Source organism: Microbispora sp. NPDC049125 (assembly GCF_040802045.1).
Lineage (GTDB): Bacteria > Actinomycetota > Actinomycetes > Streptosporangiales > Streptosporangiaceae > Microbispora.
On the sequence record NZ_JBEZDW010000015.1, the window covers coordinates 133708 to 156410 of the forward strand.

Here is a 22703-nt window from a genome sequence, read left to right on the forward strand (position 1 = left end):
ACGACGGCGGCCCCGGGGAATTTCGCACCGCCCCGGGGCCGCCGTCGCGCATCCTCACTCGATCGGTTCGCCCGCCTCGGCGCTCGCGGAGAACAGCGCCTCAAAGTCGCCGGGCGCCAGGTAGCGGGTGTACACCGGGTCGGCCGTGAGCGCCCCTGGCCCGCGGCCGAGGAACCGCGACTCCAGGAACATCAGCCGCCGCATCCATTTGGCGTGGACGCGGCGCCGGACGATGTCCAACGTCTCCCCGGCGGCCAGGCTGCGCAACGCCCGGGTGCTGACGAGCCGGTTGGTGTCGAGCACCCGCAGCCGTCCCGCGGTGTCGAACGCCACGTTCGTCCACCGCGGGTCCAAGATGTCCACCAGGAGTGTCTCCTCGAACCGGGCGTGCAGAAGCTGGCTGCGGGTCCGCAGGATGAACTCCTCCACCTGCGCCAGCCGGGCCGGGTCAAGGTCGCCGCCGCGGACCTGGTTCAGCGGCCGCGAGAAGTCCACCTCCGCCCACTCCTTCACCAGGAGCGCCTCACATATGTGAGCGCCCTCGCAGGGGACGAACAGCCGCTGCCAGGGGATCAGGCCCGGCATCGCCGCGTACGCGCGCACCAGGTAGGCGTACTCCTCGCGCACCTTGTCCGGGGTGAGCTCGGGGCAGTCCGGCCGGAACACCTGCACGCACCACCGGCTTCCGGGGCGCCGGTACACGTCGCTGTGATTGCCGAACCCGACCCGCTCGTACCTGGCACGAGTGGGTCGGGGGGAGGGAGTTAGGAGCGTCATGCGACACCCACCGAGGTGATGGCGGCCTCGTAGCCGCTGACCATGGCCTCCAGGGTGAAGCGGGAGGCGCTGGCCCTGGCCGCTCGCCCCATCCGCTTCCGCAGGTCGTCATCGTGAAGCAGCGGCCCCAGGCGGAAGGCGATGGCGTTCGGGCTGTACGGCGGGACGAGCACGCCGGACTCCCCGTGCTCGATGTACTCCAGCGGCCCGCCCTGGTTGGTGGTGATGACCGGCACGCCCGCGAGCATCGCCTCCAAGTTGGCGTACCCGAACGGCTCGCCCTTGCGGGAGGGGTGCACGCACACGTCGGCGCCGACGTAGCAGGCGGCCACCTCGTCCTGGGTGAGTTCGTCGAGCAGGAACACCGACCCGTTGAGGTTCCGCTCAGCGATGAGCGCCGCCAGCGCCTTCTCAAACCCTGGCTCGCGGGTGTCGAGGAGGCCCGCGCCGTTGATGACGACGCAGGCGCCGCCGATCGCCCCGTCTTCGGCCAGGCGGCTCGCAGCTCGGATGAGGTCCTCGGCCCCCTTCCACTCCACCCGGCGGGCGGACATCAGTACCACGCGGCGCCCCCGGGGGACACCGTTGCGGGCGCAGACCTTCTCCCAGAGGTTCAGCTTCTCCGCGCGCCGCAACCGGGCCTCGAACCCTTCCACGTCCATCCCGTTGAGCACCGTACGGATGGACCACTTGGGAACCCCGGCGTCGATGAGCTCGGCCCGCACCGCCGCCGACACGGCGATCACCGTGACGGGCGAGCCCGCGCAGATGCGGTCAGCCAGGTAGCCGAAGCGGCGGGCGAATTCGGGGCCGGTGTCGTTGACGACGCCGGTCAGCGGGATCGGCTTCCAGCCGTACTCGCGGGCCTTGAGAAAGGCGATGAGGGGGTTGATGGACTGCGCCAGGATGTGGTCGGCGCCTTCGCCGGAGGCGGCGCAGGAGTACTGGCCAGCCAGGTTCTGCCAGATGGGGTTGTCGAACTCGTCGATCTCGTCCTCGTAGAAGCGCTGCACCTTCTCGCGGTCTTTGAGGTCGTTGGTCCGTAGGTGCTTGGGGAACTGCGTGCCGATCTCGCGGACGCTGACGTTGACCCCCTCGGGGGTGAGCGTCATGTAGGGGCCCATCGACTCCCGGGCGCCGGTGATGGTGACGCTGAGACGGGTGTCGGGGTGGCGGCGCGCGAAGCCGCCGATGAGCTGGTGGGTTCGGGTGACCATCCCGGACTCGCGGGTGTTGCGCTGCCCGGCGTTGGTGACGCCGCGCAGGTCGTAGCCGCAGATGAGGAGCGATTGCGGGAACGTGGAGCGGGTCATGGCTCTCCTAGCCAAGGTGCCCGGTCGCTCACCTGCCGCCATCGTATGCCGGGTACTTAGTCGGCGCACAGTGACTACCCGGATGCAAACCTGTAGCCAGGAATGAGTTCCGATGGCATTACCGTCCCGGGAATTGAACAGGCCCTCGCCGGTGCGGGCGAGGGCCTGGACGAGCCCCGTGCTACAGGGACGTGCGCCGAATTTAGTCACCTATGATCTCATCGGCAACCGTTTCCTCCGGTTACACTCCCTTACGGGAAGCGAAATCCGACAGAGCTGGATAATCGTTACGCCGGGGTGGTGAGAGTCCCAATCAGGAACGATTCGGGACGATCCACCACCAATCCCAGGCGCTCCTCGCAACGCACCGTTACGGCGTTGCGCTCGAACATATCCCGGTTCTCCGTGCTGACCTGGATGTTGACCTGCTCGCGGTCGTAGATCTTGGCGCCGGTTCCGAAGGCGCCCATGACGAACTTGCCTTCCTGAATGACCGGCGTGTCGACGACCGGCAGGCGCCACAGGCGCTTTTCGCCGCCGACGGCAACGTTGACCGCGAGCCGGTAGGCGCCGGTGTCGTCGCGCTCCAGCTCCAGGTCTTCCCAGTCCAGCGGGTGCATGACGACGCCGCTCGGGACGTAGTAGGCGAGCATTACGCGAGTAATGGCCCGCCGAATCTGCGCGGTTCGGGGGTCGGCGGAGTCGCCGGTGTAGGTTTGGACGCCCGGAGTGTTGAACAATCCGGTCAAATTGTCCCCGATGCCGTCGCCGTACAAGATCTGCGCATCCTCGACGAGCTTGACGCCGTCGATCATGTCCCTGTCGATCAGCCCCCTCATGCGGGGCTCGTCGGCCAGGGTGTTGCGATGAACGTACATAATGTGGGCAATCGTGGCGATGGGGTACGTAACCGGCACGATCTGGAGGTCCGACCGCGGCTTGAGGCCATACACGTCGGTCGGCCCGCCCGTCGGGGCGCTCACGCCGTCGGCGGCCCGCCGCTCAGGCACAACCGCGGCCCGGTTGGTAAACCCGACTTCACGGATGCCGTAGAGCAAGTTGCTCGTGGTGGTCTCGGACGGGAAAAGGTCCCGAACGCGACCGGGGCGGATCATGCGCGGCGTCAGGCCCAGGTCCGTCTGCGACCCCAGCGCGGGCAGCGTGATGTTGCCCGCCATCGCGCTGTAGATGTCCTTGAGCTGGAGGGCCTGCTGGAAGGTCCCGATGCCCCGCTCGAACGTGGCGACCTGGCCGAAGTTCCGGAACCCGCTGGCCTTCATCTCCTGGAAGGCCTCGGACTCCAGGAACATCTCCGACAGCGCCTTGGCGCCCATGATGGTCGGCCGGGCGGTGTTGGCGGCGTCGGCGGCCGCGGCCGGGACGCCCTGCTCGGGCTTGCCGAGGAACTCGAAGACGCCGTAGGCCTTCTCCTCGGTCATGATGTCCTGCTTGATCTTCTCGGCGGCGTTGACAGCCTTGACGTAGGCGTCACGCTGCTCGGTCGAGACCTCGACGTTGTTGCCTTCGATCTTGAAGGCCGCGGAGATCTGCTCCAGCTCCGCAGCCTTGGCCTGAAGGGCGGTGTTGAGCTCCTTCAGGCGATCCTTGATTGCCGTGGCGGCAGCCATGTGTCCTTGCTCCTGGCGAACAGCGGCCCGGGGCGCTAGGGGAGCGCGTGGCCGCAGCGAAGCGGGGTGGTGTCCGCCGTTCGCCTGGTCAGCACCAGGACGACACGATCGTGGAGAAGGTAAAACGGCCAATTGGGTAGTGTCGCGCCCTACCGGCTGCGGGTTGTCGGAGGCGGCCTCTACGATGACGGCCTCACCGTCTCCGACCCCTGATGGAGCCGAGATGTTCGTGCGGGACTGCGCGGCCCTCGTGAAGCTGGCGACCGGCGGCGCGACCGTCCCGGGCCGAAGCTACCCCGGGGAACTGCCGCTGATACTGCTGCCCTGGTACTGCTATACGGCCGACGGCGGCCACAGCGTCGTCGTCGCAGTCAAGTCGCTGTACGAGCCCGGCGGCGACCCGGCGGCGTTCCTTACGGCGGCGCCGGTGAAGGCGGTGCTGCGCGCGATGAACCGCCGCGAATGCGCGGTGGAAGACGGCTACCTGGTGTGCGACCTGTACCACCACCCCGCGTGCGGAGTGGTGACAGCGGCCGACGATGACGAGTTCTGACAGGCGCGACACGCCGACACCGGAAAGTCACTAAGTACCCGCTCAAACGACGGGCCTTCGCTATCGTCTGTCACGTCGCATTCTCGACCGGGAGCTTGCTGGTCGAGTCGGACGCGCAGGAAGCCTGAGCGGAGCCCGCTTCACCTCAGGGGGACCCCTGCCGTCCAACGGGGAAGTCTCCCCGGGGCGTTGCCGGGGATTCAGGCCCGACGACGACGGCGGCGCCCCGGGGAGATGCCCCCGTATATGTAGGGGGGCGTGCGCGGCGTTTCTGAGGGGTTACGTCGCGCACACAAACCACACCGCATGCGCATCGCTGTGCTCCCGAGGCTCTCACATGCGCATGCGGTGTCCTCCTGCTACGAACGGGCGTGCGCCTCGGCGACCAGCCGGTAGCCCTTCGCCAAGATGTCCGGCGGCAGCAGCACCTTGCCGTCGATCGGGGCTTCAGCGGGCGGCGGCGCTTCAGCCTCCTTCGGCTTTTCCGGCTGGCCGATCTCAATGCCTGCGGCCCGCAATACTGCCACCAGGTTCTCCACGGCGGCCTTGAGGCGCGTTGCGTTCACTCCGCTCAGCACGCGCCCCGCCTTCTCCTCCGGGTAGTGCGCAACGAACGCCTTCACCGCGCCCGCAACGTCATCGACCATCCCCGGGAACGGCAGCAACGCCTCCCCCTCGCCTTCGGTCCCGACGACGAGCTGCACTTCCGTCGGCGCGCCCACGAGGAGTTGCTTCTGTTCGGCGGTGAAGCCGTACGGCACTTCGTAGGAGGCGGCGCCGGAGTCGGCGGAGTACGCCGTCAGGACAGCCCGCTCCGGCCACGTTCCGAGAACTTCGACGTGATCGACCTTGAGCTGGGCGGCGGCGTGCTGGCGGATCTGTTCGCGCAGCTCCTCATAGCTACCGGGCAGGTAGGGGAAGTGCTTGGACTCCACAACCTCCGGCGCGGTCGGCTCCTGCGACGAGGGCGCGTCGTCGGCCTTGCGGCCGCCCTCGTGGGCGTGCGGCCCCGGCCACTCCCCGGTCGCTTCCTTGTGCAGGTTGGCGCAGAAGCCCTTGGCTTTGGCAGGGTCCATGTGCTTCCCGGCGATCCGGACGCACCTCTCCCAATCGCCGCCGGTGCCCCAGCGGATCTGCGCGGCGCCCTCACCCCGCAGATACCAGCGCTTGAGCTGGGCGACGGACCGCTCGTCTTGAGGGGTGTCGGACACGCCGGGGGCGCCAGCCTTGGATTCCTTCGCGGGCTCCTCTTCCTGTTCCTGCCCTTCCTGCTCTTCCGGTTCGGCGGTTTCCGTTTCGGAATCTTCAGCGGCACTCTCATTCGGGAGCGCCGGGGCGTCGTCGGGAACCGTGGAGGCCGCCTCGAAGTCAGGGTCGGCCAGCGCCTGGACGTGCAGTTCGTCCTCCAGGTCGGCGGGGCCGTCCAGACTCCCCGGCTCGGCGACCGGCGGGTCAGGCTGGGCGGGCGGTTCCTCCGGCGGCGCCGCAGACGGGTCGCGGTCGGGCACCGGCTCACCGTCTGCGGCGTCGAGCTCCTTCACGCTCAGCGTCCCCGACATGCTGTTGGCGCCGAACAACACAGGGCTGTACTCATACAAGTCGATCTCTTTGATGTGGCGGACGCCGTCCTTGCGGGTCGAGCCGTCCCGCGGGACGCGATAACCGATACTCCACTCCGCCTCCGACGTCTCGGAGAAAAAGCGGACGTTGGAGAAGGCATCGCGCCCCTCACGAGTGTCGAGGTTGAAACGGGCCTTCACCCACAGCGCGCCCGCGTGCGACGGCCAGGGGTGGCCGTCCTTGGTGGTCGTCGGCAGCCGGGGGTCACCCGGCATGAGCTCCTCGATCGCCTCCGTGCGCGCGACCCAGCGCTGCCAGTCGTGGCTGAAAATGCCCTTCGGGCGGCGCCGCGCGAGCGTCTTGGCGTAGCTGCCCGGCTGAATGACGTCGTTGTCGGAGTCGACAACGCCGGTCACGGAGACAATGGCCTCGACGAGGCCGGTCTCCTCGTCAGCCTCGATAAGCCCCGCCGCCTCCGACGGGCTGGCGGTGGACGCCTTGTACTCAAGGCCCGGCGTCCGCGGGGCCGTCTTGACCGACACCAGCGCTTCTCCCTCGCACGACACGGGGGTGGGCGCGCGTATTCGGCAAGGTAAGGACGCATGGTCGCTAAGGTCGCGGCCTGGTTAATGGCGAGGACCCCGGCGGCGAAACGAAGGCCACCATGCGGTGACACCTCGCCGGGGTCCTCGGTCGGCTAGGCGGACTCAGGAGTAGGTGAATCCGCCGGTCTTGGTGGCCGAACCGCCGCTGGCGGTGACGACGACGTTGACGGCGCCCGCGGCGTGCGCCGGGGTGACGCACTTCAGAGTCGTCGGGGTGACGATGTTGACGCCGGTGGCCGCGTTCCCGCCGAACGTCACCGTGGTGTCCAGGGTGAAGTCCTTGCCGGTGATGGTGACGTTGGTGCCACCCGCAGCCCCGCCGGTGGCCGGGGAGATGGCGCTGATGGCGGGGGCGGTGAACTGCCCATCCCATTCCGACTGGCGGATGATCTGCCCCTCGTAGAAGCGGATCTGCCGCTCCCGAGTCGGGTAGTTCGTGCCCTCGTAGGGGCTTTCCTTGTACACCGGGATCAGGACCTTCACCTGCGGGTCGGCTTCGCTTACCGACTCCAGCACCGTGCCGCCCGGCGTCTTACCGAGCACAGTCCCATCTCCCTTGACCAGCGTCATGTCGCTGCCCCTCTCGCAGGCGTGCCGTACGGGGGTGGCGTGCAGGATGCTCGCAAAGCGCCGCCGCTAACGTCGCGACCTGCCCTGGCTGCGGTCGCGCCAGACGACGCAACGGTCCACGATGACAACGGCGACGATGAGCGCGCCGACGAACATGCGGGTGTCTTCGATGAGCTCGCCGCGGCGGGTCCGGTCCAGCGTCTGACCGGCGGTAGCCACGTCGACGAGCCATGCGGGCAGCAGTGCCCAGACCGTCGTCACGAATGAGGCGCCAGCCAGGAACCTCAAGGCGTTACGCCAAGTACTTAGCCTTCTGATCATGATGCTCTCTGGTCGGCTCGCACAACTGACCCCGGCGGGGCCGGTACGAACTGCCCGGTGGCGCGCGCGCGATGGACCAGCCAGCACCGGCAGTTGCGGGTCTCCCCGGGCGGCCCAAGCGGGTCGCCGGGGTAGCGCAATAGCGCGGCGCCGACGTCAAACGACTCGCCGACCGGGCGAATCTGCCCAGCAGCCCCCTTGTGGGAGTGGCGCACTGTCGCATCCCCACGGGTACGCCACGTCCTGTCGATGAACTTACCGGGGTTTACCACAGTGATGGCATCCGCCGCGGCATCCCGCGCCCCCGAGATGGCCGCCGTCGCAGCTTGCGTGGCTACGTTTTCCGACCATGCCGGGATACGTCCGGCCTCGCTGCGCGCGGTCAGAACCAGGGTGTCAATGTCGACACCGTCGGCGTCGGCCGCGGCCACCCGCTCCGCTATGGCGCTGGCGTGGCGCCGGGCGGCGTTCCCGACCATGGCCACCACCTCCTGGACGGTCGTCGCGACCGCCCCGGCGCCGATCAGCGTGTCCAGTACGGGAGTGGGCGATTCGGGGGCCAGCTCGGCGGCCAGGGCCGCGGCGGCGGTGACCGCGGCGGCTTCCACGAGCGGCCGGGCCGCATCTTCGGCCTCGCTAGCCCACCGGTCGGCGTCAACCGCGACAACCGCGTCGAGCTGCTTGGTGCCCACCCCCGTGTCCACCTCGTAGCGGGCCACCCAGTGCCTGGTGCCCTTGCGCGCCTTGGGGGAGGCCAGGCGCGCCGCGGACCGCTCGACCAGGCGGACACCCAGCCCGGCCAGCGCCGCCGCCAGGGCGACCTCCAGCCGGGCCCGCGCGGCTTCGTCCGGGGCCGACTCTACGGCGGCCGCCTTGGAGTCGCCGGTGCGGATCAGCTTCATGACCGGCCGGGCGACCGGCGCGGCCTGCCCCCCGCCGGGCAGCGCGGCAAGCGCCTTCTGCCCCGCGGGGGAGCGCCCGGCGGACGCGCCGGGCGGCAGCGGCTTGGGGTTCCGGCCACCGGGAAGGTCGGGGCGGCCGGGCGGGACCGGCCGGTTGCCATTGCCGATCTGCTGCTGCTGGGCGGTTGTGCCGACCGGCGGCGCCAGGCGCTGCGCCTCCTCGAACTTCTTCATCGCCTCCTCGTCCAGGGCCTTGGCGTCCTTGTCGGAGGTGGGGACGAGCTGCTTGCCGGAGGTCACCCACAGGGACCGCGCCCGCGGCATGTCGAACGGCTCCCGGCCGGACAGCTCACGGTATTCGTTGATACTGATCAGCCCAAGCTCGTACTCCTTGCGCGCCTCGTCCCGGCGGGCGATGGCCGCGCGCTGGAGCACCTCGACGTGCGACAAGTCAAAGGTGCCTTCGAGGTCGTCGTCGCTGTCCTCGTCGAACCCCGTGAGGAGGAGGTTCAAGAACGGCGGCATCGTGATCGTCCAGTAGGCGTAAAGCTCGGCGTCAGCGTTGTCGAACGTGCGCTCCGCCGCGTGGCCTAGCAGGGACTCCGGCACGCCGAAAGCCGTCAAGATCTCGTTGCGGGCGGACTTGGCCATCGCCTCATACGCCATGTCGCGCGGCCGGGTCGCCAGGTCCACGTACGACACGTCGCCAGCGATAACGGTCAGCTTGCCCGCCTCGGTCGGCCCCTTGCCGAACTTGTCCTCAATGCGGTCCATGTCGGACTCGTCGAGCTCGCCGCCGATGGCGATAACCCCGCCAGGCCTTGCGTCGTTACGCAAGAACGCAACATTGTACAAACGGGCATAAAAGTCCAGTTCGACGCTCAGCCCCGCCGCCTCCAGCGGCGTCACTCCGCTGAATGGATCTAGCGGGTGAGGCTCCCGGAACCAGCGGACGTTCTCCGGGTCGATCCGCCGCGTCGTGCCGTCGGACTGCGTCAGCTCGTAATGGCTGATGAGCTGGTCACCGTTACCCGGAATGATTTTCATGCGGCCGGGCGGCAACAGGTCCATGCGCACGATGTCGCCGCCGCGGCTTCTGGTGACCTCGACGAACGCGCCCTTCTTGCTGAGCAAGATCTGAGACGCGAGGCGCTTCCTGAACTGCCTGCCTGTTTCGAGAGGGTTGGCCCTTTTGTTGAGCACGCGCAGCAGCGGGTGATCGTCGACCAGGTCGCCGTCCTGCTTCAGCTCGAAGGTGAGCTGGGAGGAATGCCCGGCGATGGCTTCGACGGCCTTGTGAACGTAGATGATCCGTTCGTAGGCCTCGCTGACGGCCCGCTCCACCGGCCAGGGTCGGGCGCGGTAGCCGCTGTAGACCCCCGCGGCCGAAAGGGCGGCGTAGTAGTCGGCGAGGACTACCTTGCTGGCATCGCGCGGCCCGGCAGCGGCCCCCCGGTTGGCAGGCCACAGCCGTTTGACCGCATCACGGATTTGCACCGGCCCCCTCCCGCCGTCTCACGCTGGGAAGGTAGGGGGCCGCAGCCGCTTAGGTCGCGGCGTAAGCAACGGCGACCGGGCGCTTCAGGCGTGATACGGTCGCGAGGGTTTTGGCATTCTCCCGAAGAAACGCCCGATCCCCGCGCAGGACCAGTGCCGGGGGGTGAATCGGGCGTTTTTTCGTGTCGTCATCCGGCGGCGACCTCCGGGCCTTGGTCGCAACCGAGCAGCTCGCAGTTGTGGTTGTGCGTGCGCTTCTTGCGTTCGCCGATCGGCCCGCCCCGCAAGTGCTCGTTGGACTCGGCGGCGACGCACGGCTCGCCGACGACGTCTTCATAGGGGCGGCGGCACTGAGTGCAGTACACCTCCAAGACCTCGATCTTGGTCTCTTTGGGTACCCGGATGGAGTGGCGCAGGACGGCGCGCCGAGCCTGACGTTCGGTTCCTCGAACGATCGCGGCGAAGTCCCAGACGTGGTCCTCGCTGTAGTCGGCCACGGGCATGGAGTAGTGCCCTCCCAAGGGTGGAATTGGTATGCGGCGCCGTAGCGCCGAATGGTGGACCCCTGGGGTGGGCGTAGGGGGCGAGCAGACCGGAGTGGGTCCGGCCTTTGCGGAGGTGGGTTACCGGCTATCTGAGGACACGGTAGACCCGGCCGCGTAGGGTTGCGTACCCCCGCGAAAGCGTCGCCGGTAAAGATTCCCTAGCAGACGATGAGCTTTGCCTTTTTCTTCTTCCGGCTGCCGTGCGGCTCGTAGACGCTCAACAGCACCGCCTCGCCGCGGTCAGGGGAAGAAAGGCCGCGCTCGCGCATCGACTTCTTCGACTCGATGACGGTGAACCCCGACGGGTTGGTGCCCATGTTGGGGGCGCGGAGCTGCGCGAGGGCGCGCCGGTCGACGCGCAGCCGTAGCACGCCGGAGCCCGAACCGCGCGGCTGGATGAGCGCCCGGAGAGCCAGCCACATCTCGTCCCGTTTGCGGTACGGCCGGAGCGTGGCGATGTCGGGCTCGCGTTCGGTCTTCTCCCGCACGTCGACTGGGACGATTTCGGCGTGGTGGAGCTCTTCGGTGCCCCAGGCGGTCAGCGTTCCGGCGACGCCCCAGCCGATACCAATGGCGTCGATCTTCACACGGACGGGCGCCGTGGAGTCCAAGGCCTCCCGCAGCGCTTCCGCCCTGTTGATCTCCCGCAGGACTACCCCGGCGACGTCCGTGCTGTTGGCGTTGGCCGACCCGACGCCGACATACTGCACCGTCACAAGGTCGCCGACACACCTGGAGATCACGAACTCGTCGCCGCCGTCGGCCGCAACGTCGACGCCGAGCCGAATCCACGCGCCCTTGCGGACCGCCCACTGCTCGGTTTCGTCCAGCAGCCCCAGGTCGCACAGCCGGACCGTGTCGTGGTCGTCAGGCTCTTCCGCGGCCGCGGCGGCGTCCACCCACGCGGCCGGGAGCGCCCGCGACGGGCCGCCCTTCGGGAACCTCGCGAAGACCTTGGCCTGGCAGTAGTTACTGTCCTCGCCGTGCTCGGCGAGGGTGTCGCGCACCCAGTCCTCGTCCACCAGGTGTGTCGCCACGGCGTGCTCGGGCACCTCATCCGGGCAGGACCGGCACCGCGGCGTCTTCTCCCCGGACAGGTTCGGCGTCTCATAGGCGTCGATCGGGATGGTGACGATGGAGTCGAGCGCGCACAGGCCCTCAAACCATGACCCCTCGTCGTCGGTCGGGGGGTTGCCGATGGCCAGCATCGACGTGTCCTGGCCGACCAGGGCCGCTCGAAGGTTCCGGCCGATGATCGGGGAGATGCCACCAGCCTCGTCCACCAGCAGCATTAGCCGGGGACTATGTATACCCTGGACGGCCGCCTCGTTGTATGGCGCCGCGGACATGCCGTAGGCGATGACAGTCTCCAGGCCCCGGGAGTCGGTCACCTTGAGCTGCGCGGTGTCCACCACACCCGGCAGGCCCGCCCGGGAGTGGGCGCGCCGGATCTCCGGCCACAACTGGCGGACGACCTGCCTCCACAGCGGGGCGATCGTCACCACTTTGGCCACGCCGATGGGGTTGGTGAAGGCGAACCACAGCGCACACCGGGCGGCCGACCACGACTTGCCGGAGTCGAAGCAGGACGGGACGGCGACGCGACGCTTGGCAGCCAGCGCGGTGAGGATCTCCCGCGGCTTGGACCACATGTTTTCCCGCAAGACGTCCTCGATGAACCCGACCGGGTCGTCCTGCCACAAGTAGAACGGCGTGCCGCCTTCCCGGGCGGCCACGGCGAGGACCTGCGCGAGCTCCGGCGCCGCCAAGGTCGACATGAACCGGCGCCGCACCGGCGGGGGAGCAGCCATCAGGTCGGCGAACAGCCGCGAGGCTTCCTTCGAGCGGCCCTTCACGTGCTCGTTGGCCGCGCCGACAACGTTCACCGCTGGGCGGCCCGGTAGCAGCCGGGGCAACGCGCCACCGTGCGGTCGGCCAGGGTGAGCGGCCCCGTCTTGCCGCACGCCGTCCGGCCGTCACGTAGCCGTCGATGAGCCCATACAGGGTCCCCGGCGCGCACCCAACGCAGCGCCGGGTGCATGACGACGCGCGAGCTCAGCTCCGCGGCGCGAGCCCGCTCGGCGCGCGCCTCAGCCAGCGATACGACCTCTCCCACGCGGCCAAATGTCGCCTGCGACCGCCGCTAAGGTCGCGGCCTGGCAATGCTCGGCTGGTCGGGGCCCGGCGCGTGACCAGTCGAACGGACATGACCCCCGCGGCCGTGCAGGCTAGGGAACGGCATCCCGCAGGAACACCACCACAACTCCGTCACATCCGGCCCGAAGTCCCAGGTGATTCCCCACGGGTCCATACCGTGATACCCGGCATGCTCAGTGCGCTTACGGGCCCGGACACGGTTACCGCAGTGCCCGCAGACGACCATGAGTTTGTCGGTGGAACACCGCCACTTGCCATTCCCGCTCGCCGACCGGGGGCGGGCCGGGTCAGAACTAGCGCGACCGGGGCGTGAGGCGCGGTGCCCGACCGCGTCGAGCAGGCGAAAGAGCGGCCCCGTCAACGACAGGGCACACGACTCGCACAGGTCGAGCTCCGCCTCCACGCCGAACAACACCACGAGGCCGGAGTGAACCGCGGGAACCTTCACGCGCCGGTCGAACATGCACTGATCGCAGAACGCCAGGATCGCGGGAATCTTCACCGGTAGTTGACCCGGCCTCGCATGGCGACGCGCATCGCCTTCATTCCGCCCGAGGTAACCCGCCCCATGCCGTTGGAGGTGTACCCGTCAGGGTAGGCGTACCGGACCCGGGAGACCGTTCCGTCGGGCTCCCAGGTCATCACCTTGAGCGCGGTACACCGGTCGCACTCCATCGTCCATTCGATCCGTCCGCCACCAAGGTCCTTGATCGAGGACTTCAGGTCGCTCCACGGGTGCCGGAGCGTCCGGCAGAGAAGATGCTCAGTCTCAAGCTGACCGGCGAAAGCCGCGACGGCTTCCACGCTTGCGAACTTCGGCTTTGAATCGGGCATGGCGCTGTCTCTCCAGGGCTTGAACTTCCACTGGCCCGGCGACGGCTTCCAACTCCCGATGAATGCGGCGTGAGTACCAGTCGCGGGGGCGCCACACGTCGACATCCGCCCCGTTGTAACGGAGCCGTTCCATAAAAGCACGCTGGTAGGGGCTGAGCCGACCCGACTCGCTTTTCAGCTCCCGGTACAAAGTGGTCCCGTAGCCGACTATCTCCAGGTCGGTGAACCCGGGGACGTAGCCGCCGGTCCCGTCGGGCAGGTGGACTCGCCATAGACCTAAGCCCAACGCATCGAGGAGGCCCCGGACCTCCCGGTCCAAGGCCTCCTCGCTCATCTGCGCCGCAAGAATGCGGTGGTACTCCTGCGCCGACACCACAGCTAGGCAACCGCCTTGACCTGGTCGGCCGCCTGGGCGGCCTTCCTGGCGCGGGGCTTGCGGCCCTGAGGGTTACGCGCCCGCTCCTCGGCTCGGCGGGCCTGCTTCCAGGCGTTGGTGGTGCCCTTGCGGATCTGGCCGATCCGCGCCGACGGGTAGCCGGACAGCTTGGCCAGCTCGGAGTTGGTCCAGACCTTGCCGAGGACGGCTTCCTCGGAGGTCATCCACTGCACCATGACCCGCATGACTTCGCGGGCGGTGGTGCCGCGCTTGTCCTGGTAGATGTACAGGTGAGTGGTCTCGCGGGCCTCGTCCTGGGCGAACCGCTCCGACCAGTACCCCTCCGGAAGGTTGTCGGCGTCCCAGCCCCTCTCCTGGATCTCGCAGTCGTCGAGAACCTCCGGAAGGTCGTTCTCGTCGTCGACATAGTCGATGGCGAAGTCGACGACACGCCGGTCCAACTTCTCGCCCTCCGGGGTGATCCAGCGCAGGATGTCCATCTTGTTCCAGCCGCACTTGTAGTGCAGTGCGGCAAGGGAGCGGCGCCGCCGTTCCCGAAGATCGTCCATCTCCTCGGTGGACCGCTTGGTCTCCCGGGCGATCCGGGAGGCGGCAACGAAGCACTCCTCCGGGTCGCGAATGTCGTTCAGCATGTCCCGCGTGGGCGGGTGCTTGTCCAGCAGCTCCAGCTTCGCCACACTGTCGAACCGGGTGGGCGTGCGAGGTGCGGAAGTAGTAGTGCCCATGAGATTCCTCCTTTTCTAGATCGCGTCGCTCGTGCAATCGTTCCTGATTGTACAGGTATTTAGCGCCAGTTCAATATTGCCGAACCGGCGTCTTTCTGCGAGACCTCAGTCGCCATGGTTCGCCTCCACGACAACGGCCGCAACCGGCACGCCCGGCACGAAGCAAACCTCAACCCGCTGCGCGTCGAGCGGTACGGCCAAAAACGGCTGCACAAGCTCCCCGTCAGGTCGTTTTACCCAAACAGCGAGCTCCTCCGTCCCCAGCCGGTGCTCGATGACGGCCGTCCCGTCGCGCAAATCGAGATCGACGAACTCCACTTTCCCCCCGGGCGGCAGCGCGCCGACGTTGGCGCATCGTGTAGTGCACCTGCACTATCGCAAGGTACAGGCCCACGTAGACCGCACCCCACACCCATACGGGCCAGCCGAGGCGACTGACGCAAATCGCGCCGCTCGCCAGGCCGAACAGCATGCCCAGGGCCGTCTCGTGGAGCCCGTACCGCCGCCCCCAGGCGACCGCACGGCTTGCCGCGGTGGGGGTGCTACTGCCAACTTCCATGGTTCTCCCTGGGACGTCCTTGCTAACCAGAGCTATCTTACAGGTACTTAGCGCGCGGGTCTAGGAAGGACTGACCGGCATCATGATGTACCGGTAGGGAACCTCGCCCCCGTTCCATGACGGCGTGAGCATGACCGGCCGTCGCGGCTCCTGCACGGTCAGCCGCGCCACCTGCGTACCGATCGCATCCAAGCCGTCCACCATGAACGACGGGTTGAGCAGCACCGTCACCTCGTCCCCCTCGACATTCGCCGCAACGGGCTCGATCAGCCGGGCCTCCGAGCCTCCCCGCAGCTCCATCCCTTCCGAAGTGATCTCCAGTGCGATGGACTCGACGGGGTTGAGCACGAGCCGCGCCCGCTCCATCGCCGCCTTCAGATCGGCGACGTCGAAGGTCGCCACCGTCCGACCCTCCGTCGGCAACAGGAACGAGGTGTACGGAACCTGGAACTGCCGGGCGAGGACCGTCGAAGTCGCGCTCCGCCCCCCGATCTTCACGCCGATGCGCCGGTGAACCTCGATCTCGTCGACCACCTCCCGGTCGCTGAGGTACACCTCTACGGAGCGCCCCTGCGCGATGCGGGCCGCATCCACCAGGAGGCGCGGCGGAACGAGCACGCAGCTCGTCAACCCCTCAGCGGAGTCGAACTCGACCAGGCGAAGCCCCATGCGATGCCGGTCGGAACCCAGGAATGCGACCTGGTCCGGCTCGAAGGTCAACAGGACGGTGGTGAGCTGGGGCGTCGATGAGTCGTTGGAGGTGGCGAATGCGACCTGGTTGACCGCCGAGGCGAAGGCGTCTCCGTCCATCGCCCCCGCGTACCGCAGGTCGCTGAACGGCGGCAGGGCCGGATACGACTCGATCGGCATGAGGGGGATCTCCAGGCGGACGCGCCCGCAGGTCACCGTGGCGACCCCGTCGTCGGCGACGACCTCGAAAGACTCCTTCGGGCTCTTGTCGAGAATCGCCTTCAAGAGCTTGCCCGGCAAAACCGCCCGGCCGGGAGAGGAGGTCACCGTCGGGACCACCGCGGCGGCCGACTGCTCGTAGTCGAACGCCGACACGTGAAGCACGCCGTCGTCGTCGACCTCGAACAGTAAACCGTTGAGGATCACGTGCGCCGCTTTGGCCGGGAGGGTGCGGGCCACCCAACCGAGGCCAGCGGCGAGGTCGCGGTACTCGCAGGTGAACTTCATGAGCTCACCTGCCCGTCCGTGCCGCCGCTGGCCGGAGTGGCGTAGATGCTGGCGATCTCGTCGTCGATGCCGATCAGCGGCACCATCACGCCGCCGTTCATCTCAACGCCGAGCACGGTCTCAGTGGTGCCGTCGTTGTTGCGGACGGTGACGAGGTTCTCCTTGAAACGGGCCATTTCCCCTCCAGGGCATGCGTCGGAATCACCGCTGGTGTCGCGGCAGGACAGGGTTGGAACTGCGCGCCGAAACGGCGAGGTCGCGGTCATGGTTCTCCTCTGCTCGCCGGGGTCGCTCGTCCCGGCAAATTGAATCTACATGTACTTAGCTCACGGGGCAAGGAATGGCTCCCTTCCCCTTTGGTTACCCGGCGGCGCCGCACTCCTCTCACGGTGCCGCCGGGCCCGTTCTAGCGTCGCGGCCTCACGCCGCGACCGGTGCGGCGTCCACGTCCTCACCGTTTCCGGGGACGGCGTCGGCCTGCGCGGCGATCTCCAGCCGGATCTCTTCCCGCCGGGCGAGAGCCGCCTCCAGGGCGGCCGCCTCGGCAAACTCGCCTTCAAGGTTCGGCTTGATCTCCTCGACCCGGGCGGCGGAATATGCGGCGTTCTCGCGCATGAACGCGGCCCGCTCAGCCGCCCGGTCTAGAACCGAGTCGAGGACATGCAACAGGTCGGCCTCGTTGCCCTTCCGGTACGACATGGCGGTAACCACAACGTCGTAGTGGCGGTTGAACCGCCGCGGGTGCGACAGCTTCACGTGCATCTCCGCCTTGTTCTTCCACCACAGCACGCTGAACTGTACGTTCACGCCGCGCCACCTCCCGGCCGACACCTCCCGCTTCTGCGCGCGGGAAGTTCGGGCGGCCTCGCCGAGCGCCTTCGCGGCTTCCTCCTCGTCCTCGACGATCGCGCCGTCGACTCGCCGGTACACGCGGTCAGCGTCGGCGGACGCCTGAACGATGTCGTCCAACAGGGTGGCCGAGGTCCGGAACTCCTCGGCTTGCGCCTGGTTGTAGGCGATTTCCGACTCGGTGGAGCGGCGGTTGCGGCTGTGCTCGGCGGCGAGGTTTTGGAGCCGCGCCACCTCCGCCTCCACCTGCGCGAGCTCCAGCAGAATCTCCTGCCCGGTGGTGACGGCCAAGATCTGGTGGTAGTCGAGCACCTGGTCGGAGGAAATGTCGTCGACCTCGCGGACGTCGGTGTCGCCGCAGAGCACCTGCCAGATGAACTCGGCTTTCCTGACCAGGGTTTGCCACATGTAGGCGTCGAAGGACCGTTGCGTGACGTACCGGATGATTTCGAGCAGGTCGCACAGGTTGCCTGGGCGTTCGCCGCGGCCGTCGCGCTGCTCTACATCCGACGGCCGCCAGGGCGCGTCCAGATGGTGGATCGCTACTAGGCGGTCCTGGATGTTGACGCCCGTCCCGGCTTTCTCCGTGGACGTCAGCAGGACGGCAACCTCCCCGTCCCGGCACTGCTGTAACAGCCGTTTGAGTTCCAAGGGGGTCCGCGCGTCATGAATGAGCCGGATCATACGGTCGGGCACCCCGGCTTCGATGAGCTGACGCCTCACCTCGCCGTACACCTGGTCTCCGCGCTCCGGGTTGGGGGTGCCGAGGTCGCAGAACACCACCTGGAGGGCGCCAAGGGTGTCGCCGAACAGCAGTCCCGCCTTCAAGTCGGGGAACGCCCGGTCTTTGTTGGCGTGGTAGATCCGCGCAACCTCCGCGACCAAGCCCTCGATCTTCCCCGGGGCGGACGGCTTCACGCCGACTAGCGGCAGCCACAGCGCCGCCTTCCGGCCGTCGGAGCACACCGACAGCATGTTGTCTTCCTTCGGCTTGACTCGGCCGCGGCGAATCTGGTCGGCCCGCCAGACCAGCTTGCCGGTGACGTCGGCGTGCTCCGGCGCCGGTTCGAACTCGCGCACCAGTCGGTTCACGATCCGCGGCCCGCCCAGCTTCAGGTGGCGGCGGGTGCGGATGTCGGCGAATTGCGACAGGCCGAGCCGCAGCTCAGGCACGTTGGTGAACCGGGCCGGGCGGCGGTGCAGCCGGAACCCGCTGCCGTCCGGCGCCACCTCGATCTTCGACTCGAAGATGACGTGTTGCCCGACGAACGCCTCGAACGCGGCCAAGCCCAGCCTGGTCAGCGTCTCCGGCGACAGGTACCGCATCAGCGTCCACACCTCCACAAGGGAGTTGCTGACGGGGGTGCCGGTGAACATGGCCAGCGCCCTACCGTGCCGATTGCGGCGCCGCAGCCACGTCGTCACCAGGAAAAGGTGCTCGGCGCGCTTGGAGGCGGGGAAGCTGAAGCCCTCCATTGCCGACGGCGCGAACAGGTTCTTGAAGGCGTGCGCCTCGTCCGCCAGGACGTAGTCGATGCCCAGCCGGTCGAAGTACAGGCCGCCGACGGGTTCGTCAGTGCTGGCTCGCAGCTCCTTGTACCGCTTGTCCAGCTTCCGGATCATCCCGGCGATGTGCTTCGCCGTCGGCGACTTCGCCACGCCGTCGACCATGACGGCCTCGGTGAGCTGGTCGATCGTATCGGCCAGGTACTCAGCCTCCAGGTCCGGGGAGACGGGGATCGCGCCGAACTGCTGGTGGGTCATGACGACGAAGTCCCAGTCGACCGCGGCGACCCGGGCGGCGAACATGGCGCGCCGCTCCTTGCTCAGGTCGTCCTTGGTCACCATGAGGACCCGGGCGGCCGGGTACAGGCGACGCAGCTCGGCGGCGGTTTGCTCCAGCAGGTGATTCGGCACGGTGATCAGCGGCTTTTTGATCAGCCCGAGGCGGCGGAGCGTCTGACTGCCCATCGCCATGATGGCCGTCTTGCCGCCGCCGACCGTGTGCCCGCACAGCACGGACGGAGTCGCGATCATCCGCGCCACCATGTCCTTTTGGTGCTGGTACGGGTTGAACCCCGCGAGCAGGCCGGGGAACGTCAGATAGGAACCGTCGAAGGTGCGCGCCCGGTGCGCGTTGTAGGTGTCGTTGTAGTACCGGCACAGCCGCGCAGTGCGCTCCGGGTCCGACCAGATCCACTGCCCGAATTTGTCCTGGAGCGCTTTCTGGCGTTCCTCGGCAACCTGGGTGGCCTCGTGGTTACGGACCCGGATCTTCTTGCCGTTCACCTTGTGCGTGTCGTAGACGACCGGCCCCGAACCGTTCAAGGCCAGCTCGATCAGCCGGACCGCGTGGACGCGGTCCGTACCGTACGTGCGGGTCGCGGCGCGAGTCTGGGAGACGGCGTAGCTTTTGACGTCCCACGTGGCCGTCACCGGGTCATGGTGGATGTCGATGTACGCCGGGTTGGTGTCGAACGTCTCCGCGATGAATGCTTGGACGTCCGAGGCGGGCACCCACGGCGCGCCCAGCCGGGCGCGGATCTCCGCCGGGCCGAGGTCTTTCGGCTGAACCTCCTCCAGGGCGCGCACGTTGCCACCCCACCGGGCCGGGTCGGCTTCCGCGGCGGCGCGGGCCTCGCGCAGCTTCACCCGCACGTCACCGGACAGGTATTCCTCCGCCGTCACCCACTCCCGGCTCCCCGGGTCGTGGAACGCCAGGCCCGCAACCTGCCCTGCGGCGTCCGCCTCGGGCACCTGAAGCAGCTCCGCTACCCGCGGCAGCGAAAACCGGCCCAGCTCGTCCAGGCACAAGGCGATGGCCTCGGCGGGGTCGTCGGCGAACGCCTTGCGTACCGGCCGCGAGTTGACCCGCCGCAGCAGGATCGGCGCCGGGGCGGCGAACAGGGTGTCGTCGTCCCATGTCTCGATCGCCAGAACCGTCACGAACCCCGGGTCGGAACGGAACCCGCCCATCGGGGGGCGCTGCCGCGTCAACGTCACCCACCGGCGACCCTCGGCGTCGCACAACGCCGGGTCGAACTCGCTCAGGTCGGCCACAGGCTTCGCCGACGGCACGGCGCGGCCTTCGAGGATGTCGTCGGGCTTGGCCGCCCGCTCCACCAGGGTGTTGCGGTTCAGCGGCCCGTACCGCCCGACGTAGGTGTTGTAGAGGTGGCGGGCATGTTCCCGGACCGGGGTGATTTCCGCGTCCGGCCGGTCGGGGTCGGCCTCGGCGGCGAACAGGGCCTCGGCGGCGTCCCGCAGGAAGATGAGCTCCTTCAGCTCGTCGGTGGCGCGTTCCCGGATGACTGGCTCGCCGTTGATGACCTGCGTCACGGTGCCGTCGGACAGGACTTCGAACCGGCCCTCCATGGCGCCGTCGTTGTCGAGCACGACGTTCGCCGCCGCGGGGTCTTCCCGCGGCTCCCAGAACAGCCCGCGTTCGGCGGCCTCCGCGACCAGGCGCGTACCTGCCCCCGCAATGAGTTCGGTGAGGTCGGCCCCCTCGGGGGCGACGATCTCAATGGTGTGGCCGTACTGGGCGGCGGCCTTGGCTTCCATTCGCCCCAGCACCATCTCCGGGTGGCGCCGCCAGTACGTGTTGATGGTCGTGTGGAGTTCGTCGACGACATCGGCGTTAAGCCACTCGTCGGCGGCGCCCTCGCTGCCGGTCCGGCGCCGCAGCACCACCAGGTCAGCTACAGCCCCCGTGCCGTTCTCGCCGAACGCGCCCGTCGGCAGCCGGATCGCCCCGACGAACGCCGCGTCCTGGTTGAAGAGCTTCCGGGCGAAGCCGTCGCCGGAGTCCATGGTGTACCGCGAGGTCAGCAACATGATGAGCCCGCCGGGCCGGGTCGCCTGGATGGCCCGCCACATGAAGTAGTTGTGCAGGTTCAACTGCGGAAGGTCGTCGGGCCATGTCGGGTCGTAGGGGGCGTCTTTTGCGAACGGAACGTTCCCGACGACCAGGTCGAACGTGCCTGGCCGCAAGCTCGTCTGCTCCAGGGGTGCGCTGATGATGCGGGCATGCGGGTGAAGAAGTTGCGCGATCCGGGCGCTCGTCTCGTCCTTCTCCACGCCGAACCACTCGACCGGCAGGCCCGGCGGGACCTCTCCCATGAAAGCTCCCGCGCCGCACCCGGGCTCCAAGGTCAGGCCACCGGAGAAGCCCAGCGCCTCCGCCACCCGCCAGATGGCCCGGGTGAGCGTCGGCGTCGTGTAGAAGGCCACGTCGACCGCCTGCCGGGCGGCCAGTTCCGCCGACGCCGACAGCCCCTCCAGGAGGCGGTCCTGAATGTCGATCCACGACCCCTTGAGGGTTTGGCGTTTGTTGAAAGCGGTGGCGAGTGGCCCCCAGCCGATCCACCCGCGGAGTGCGTCGAGCTGGGCGGGCGTCGGCGTGTCGTCGAGCTCCCAGAGGGTTTCGAGGGCGGCGAGATTGCGCCGGGCCAGAGTGAGGGCGCCAGTGGGGATTTCAGGCGCGGAAATGTCAAGCATGGGGCCTCCGTCCTGCCTCGGGTCGCTCGTCCGAGACGTGTCACCACTGATAATACAGGTACTTAGCGGCCTGGGCAATGAACAGGTCAACTGCCGATAGCGGAACGCCAGCGGCTCCCGCTATGCTGAAGGAACCGGGCTGCTGCTCCAGCCCACCCCTGGTCGTTTCCGCCCACGCAGGAACGCCGCTCAGCGGGAAAGTGTCGTTCGACGGCGAGCAGCACCCCACCTACGGCCTTCAGCGCCTGTTTACCGGCGCGCTCTCGACCTGGCGGGGATGAGCGTGGGCGCCCCGCGGGATGGATGAGACATGACGCACAACAACCGCGATCTTGGCCGTGCTGTTCGCGAACTCATGCCGCACCGGCCTGACCAGACCTACACCGCCGTCCGCGCCGAGCTCATGGAGTGGCTGGAAGGGCGGGAGGAAACCCCGCGCGAGGCTGTGGCCATCATGACCGACCCGGCCAACGAGATTCTCTGCGAGGTGTGCGGGTGGACCGTCGGCATGATCTGCCCCGAGTGTCCCGGGTGCGGCTGCTACAACGGCCAGTGCTCGGGATGGCGGCACGGCGAATGGGAAAACGGCGACAGTGACGACGGCTTCGACGAAGACGGTTGCGAGGAGTGCGGCGGCAGCCTCTCGCTGGTTGGCTACGACGCCGGGTGTATCTGTTGACTGGACCAGCCCCCGACCCGCTACCGCTCTTGGCCCGCGGAATTGCGGTGTTCCCCCTGCCGCCGGGCGGCCGTGCGCCCGACCGGCGGGGATGGCAACGCCACGGCCTGCATACCGAAGATGAGGTTCGCAAGGCGTGGCGGCCCGGCGACAACATCGGCGTCGGGTGCTGGCTAAACCAGATCGTCGGGCTCGACCTCGACCGTCATGAGGACGCCGACGGCGCACAGGTCCTCGCCAACCTGTGCGCCGCGCGCGGCCGCCCATGGCCCGACACCTTCACCGCCCGGACCCCGTCCGGCGGTCTCCACCTGTACTTCCGGGCACCGCCGGGGCATCTCATCGGCAGTACATCCGGCGGGAGGTCACCGCTGGGGCCGGGAATCGATACGCGCGGCCCCGGCCGCGGCGGGCGCGGCGGATTCCTCATCGGTCCAGGTTCCATGGTGGCCGGGCGGCGCTACACCATCGAACAGGACATGCCCTTCGCGGAGTTGCCAACGTGGATAGCCGACCTGCTCAGCAGGTGAGTGAC

At 68.3% G+C, this 22703-nt stretch carries 20 protein-coding genes; 3 read left to right on the top strand and 17 right to left on the bottom strand.

All coding sequences use genetic code 11. From position 1 onward, the window contains the following. Positions 1-54: 54 nt before the first annotated feature. The 3 genes from AB0B72_RS19755 to AB0B72_RS19765 form a co-directional block, all read right to left on the bottom strand. Positions 55-777 (bottom strand): hypothetical protein, encoded by a 723-nt coding sequence (locus AB0B72_RS19755; RefSeq protein ID WP_367740284.1) that lies wholly within the window; start codon positions 775-777, stop codon positions 55-57. Continuing rightward, on the bottom strand, positions 774-2090 hold the full coding sequence (locus AB0B72_RS19760; RefSeq protein WP_367740285.1) for a glycosyltransferase family 4 protein: 1317 nt from the start codon (positions 2088-2090) through the stop codon (positions 774-776). The genes AB0B72_RS19755 and AB0B72_RS19760 overlap by 4 nt, the downstream gene beginning before the upstream one ends. A gap of 287 nt (positions 2091-2377) precedes the next feature. Continuing rightward, positions 2378-3718, bottom strand: coding sequence for a phage major capsid protein (locus tag AB0B72_RS19765; protein WP_367740286.1), 1341 nt, complete (start codon positions 3716-3718; stop codon positions 2378-2380). Positions 3719-3941: 223 nt separating this feature from the next. On the opposite strand from AB0B72_RS19765, the gene AB0B72_RS19770 reads away from it, so the two are divergent. Then, positions 3942-4271 carry a hypothetical protein gene (locus AB0B72_RS19770; protein ID WP_367740287.1) on the top strand — a complete coding sequence of 110 codons (330 nt, stop codon included), beginning with the start codon at positions 3942-3944 and terminating at the stop codon, positions 4269-4271. Positions 4272-4630: 359 nt separating this feature from the next. On the opposite strand, the gene AB0B72_RS19775 is transcribed toward AB0B72_RS19770, so the two are convergent. From AB0B72_RS19775 to AB0B72_RS19840, 14 genes are all read right to left on the bottom strand, one after another. Then, the gene (locus AB0B72_RS19775) at positions 4631-6373 is read right to left on the bottom strand and encodes an HK97 family phage prohead protease (protein WP_367740288.1); all 1743 of its coding nucleotides are present in this window, start codon (positions 6371-6373) and stop codon (positions 4631-4633) included. A 165-nt stretch (positions 6374-6538) separates the two neighbouring features. Further along, positions 6539-7006: an IPT/TIG domain-containing protein gene (locus tag AB0B72_RS19780; protein ID WP_367740289.1), complete on the bottom strand. Its 468-nt coding sequence runs from the start codon at positions 7004-7006 to the stop codon at positions 6539-6541. 66 nt (positions 7007-7072) lie between these two features. Then, positions 7073-7294 (bottom strand): hypothetical protein, encoded by a 222-nt coding sequence (locus AB0B72_RS19785; protein WP_367740290.1) that lies wholly within the window; start codon positions 7292-7294, stop codon positions 7073-7075. Positions 7295-7323: 29 nt separating this feature from the next. Further along, complete coding sequence (locus AB0B72_RS19790) at positions 7324-9726, bottom strand: phage portal protein (protein ID WP_367740291.1); 2403 nt, start codon at positions 9724-9726, stop codon at positions 7324-7326. 188 nt (positions 9727-9914) lie between these two features. Then, positions 9915-10229, bottom strand: a complete 315-nt coding sequence (locus tag AB0B72_RS19795) for a hypothetical protein (RefSeq protein ID WP_367740292.1) — start codon at positions 10227-10229, stop codon at positions 9915-9917. A 200-nt stretch (positions 10230-10429) separates the two neighbouring features. Then, positions 10430-12157 (bottom strand): hypothetical protein, encoded by a 1728-nt coding sequence (locus AB0B72_RS19800; protein ID WP_367740293.1) that lies wholly within the window; start codon positions 12155-12157, stop codon positions 10430-10432. Further along, on the bottom strand, positions 12154-12387 hold the full coding sequence (locus AB0B72_RS19805; protein WP_367740294.1) for a hypothetical protein: 234 nt from the start codon (positions 12385-12387) through the stop codon (positions 12154-12156). The genes AB0B72_RS19800 and AB0B72_RS19805 overlap by 4 nt, the downstream gene beginning before the upstream one ends. A gap of 539 nt (positions 12388-12926) precedes the next feature. Next, positions 12927-13070: a hypothetical protein gene (locus AB0B72_RS19810; RefSeq protein ID WP_367740296.1), complete on the bottom strand. Its 144-nt coding sequence runs from the start codon at positions 13068-13070 to the stop codon at positions 12927-12929. A 127-nt stretch (positions 13071-13197) separates the two neighbouring features. Next, positions 13198-13635 carry a hypothetical protein gene (locus AB0B72_RS19815; protein ID WP_367740297.1) on the bottom strand — a complete coding sequence of 146 codons (438 nt, stop codon included), beginning with the start codon at positions 13633-13635 and terminating at the stop codon, positions 13198-13200. Between the two features lie 5 nt (positions 13636-13640). Further along, positions 13641-14384 carry a hypothetical protein gene (locus AB0B72_RS19820; RefSeq protein ID WP_367740298.1) on the bottom strand — a complete coding sequence of 248 codons (744 nt, stop codon included), beginning with the start codon at positions 14382-14384 and terminating at the stop codon, positions 13641-13643. A gap of 105 nt (positions 14385-14489) precedes the next feature. Continuing rightward, on the bottom strand, positions 14490-14702 hold the full coding sequence (locus tag AB0B72_RS19825; protein ID WP_367740299.1) for a hypothetical protein: 213 nt from the start codon (positions 14700-14702) through the stop codon (positions 14490-14492). A gap of 301 nt (positions 14703-15003) precedes the next feature. After that, complete coding sequence (gene dnaN, locus AB0B72_RS19830; protein WP_367740300.1) at positions 15004-16140, bottom strand: DNA polymerase III subunit beta; 1137 nt, start codon at positions 16138-16140, stop codon at positions 15004-15006. Then, positions 16137-16406, bottom strand: a complete 270-nt coding sequence (locus AB0B72_RS19835; protein ID WP_367740301.1) for a hypothetical protein — start codon at positions 16404-16406, stop codon at positions 16137-16139. The genes dnaN and AB0B72_RS19835 overlap by 4 nt, the downstream gene beginning before the upstream one ends. A 154-nt stretch (positions 16407-16560) precedes the next feature. Beyond that, a complete protein-coding gene (locus tag AB0B72_RS19840) occupies positions 16561-21579 on the bottom strand; it encodes a helicase-related protein (protein WP_367740302.1) in 5019 nt (1672 codons plus the stop codon). 220 nt (positions 21580-21799) lie between these two features. Between AB0B72_RS19840 and AB0B72_RS19845 the strand changes: the two genes are divergently transcribed. Next, positions 21800-22168 carry a hypothetical protein gene (locus tag AB0B72_RS19845; protein WP_367740303.1) on the top strand — a complete coding sequence of 123 codons (369 nt, stop codon included), beginning with the start codon at positions 21800-21802 and terminating at the stop codon, positions 22166-22168. Positions 22169-22197: 29 nt separating this feature from the next. Then, complete coding sequence (locus AB0B72_RS19850; protein WP_367740304.1) at positions 22198-22698, top strand: bifunctional DNA primase/polymerase; 501 nt, start codon at positions 22198-22200, stop codon at positions 22696-22698. Positions 22699-22703: the final 5 nt, after the last annotated feature.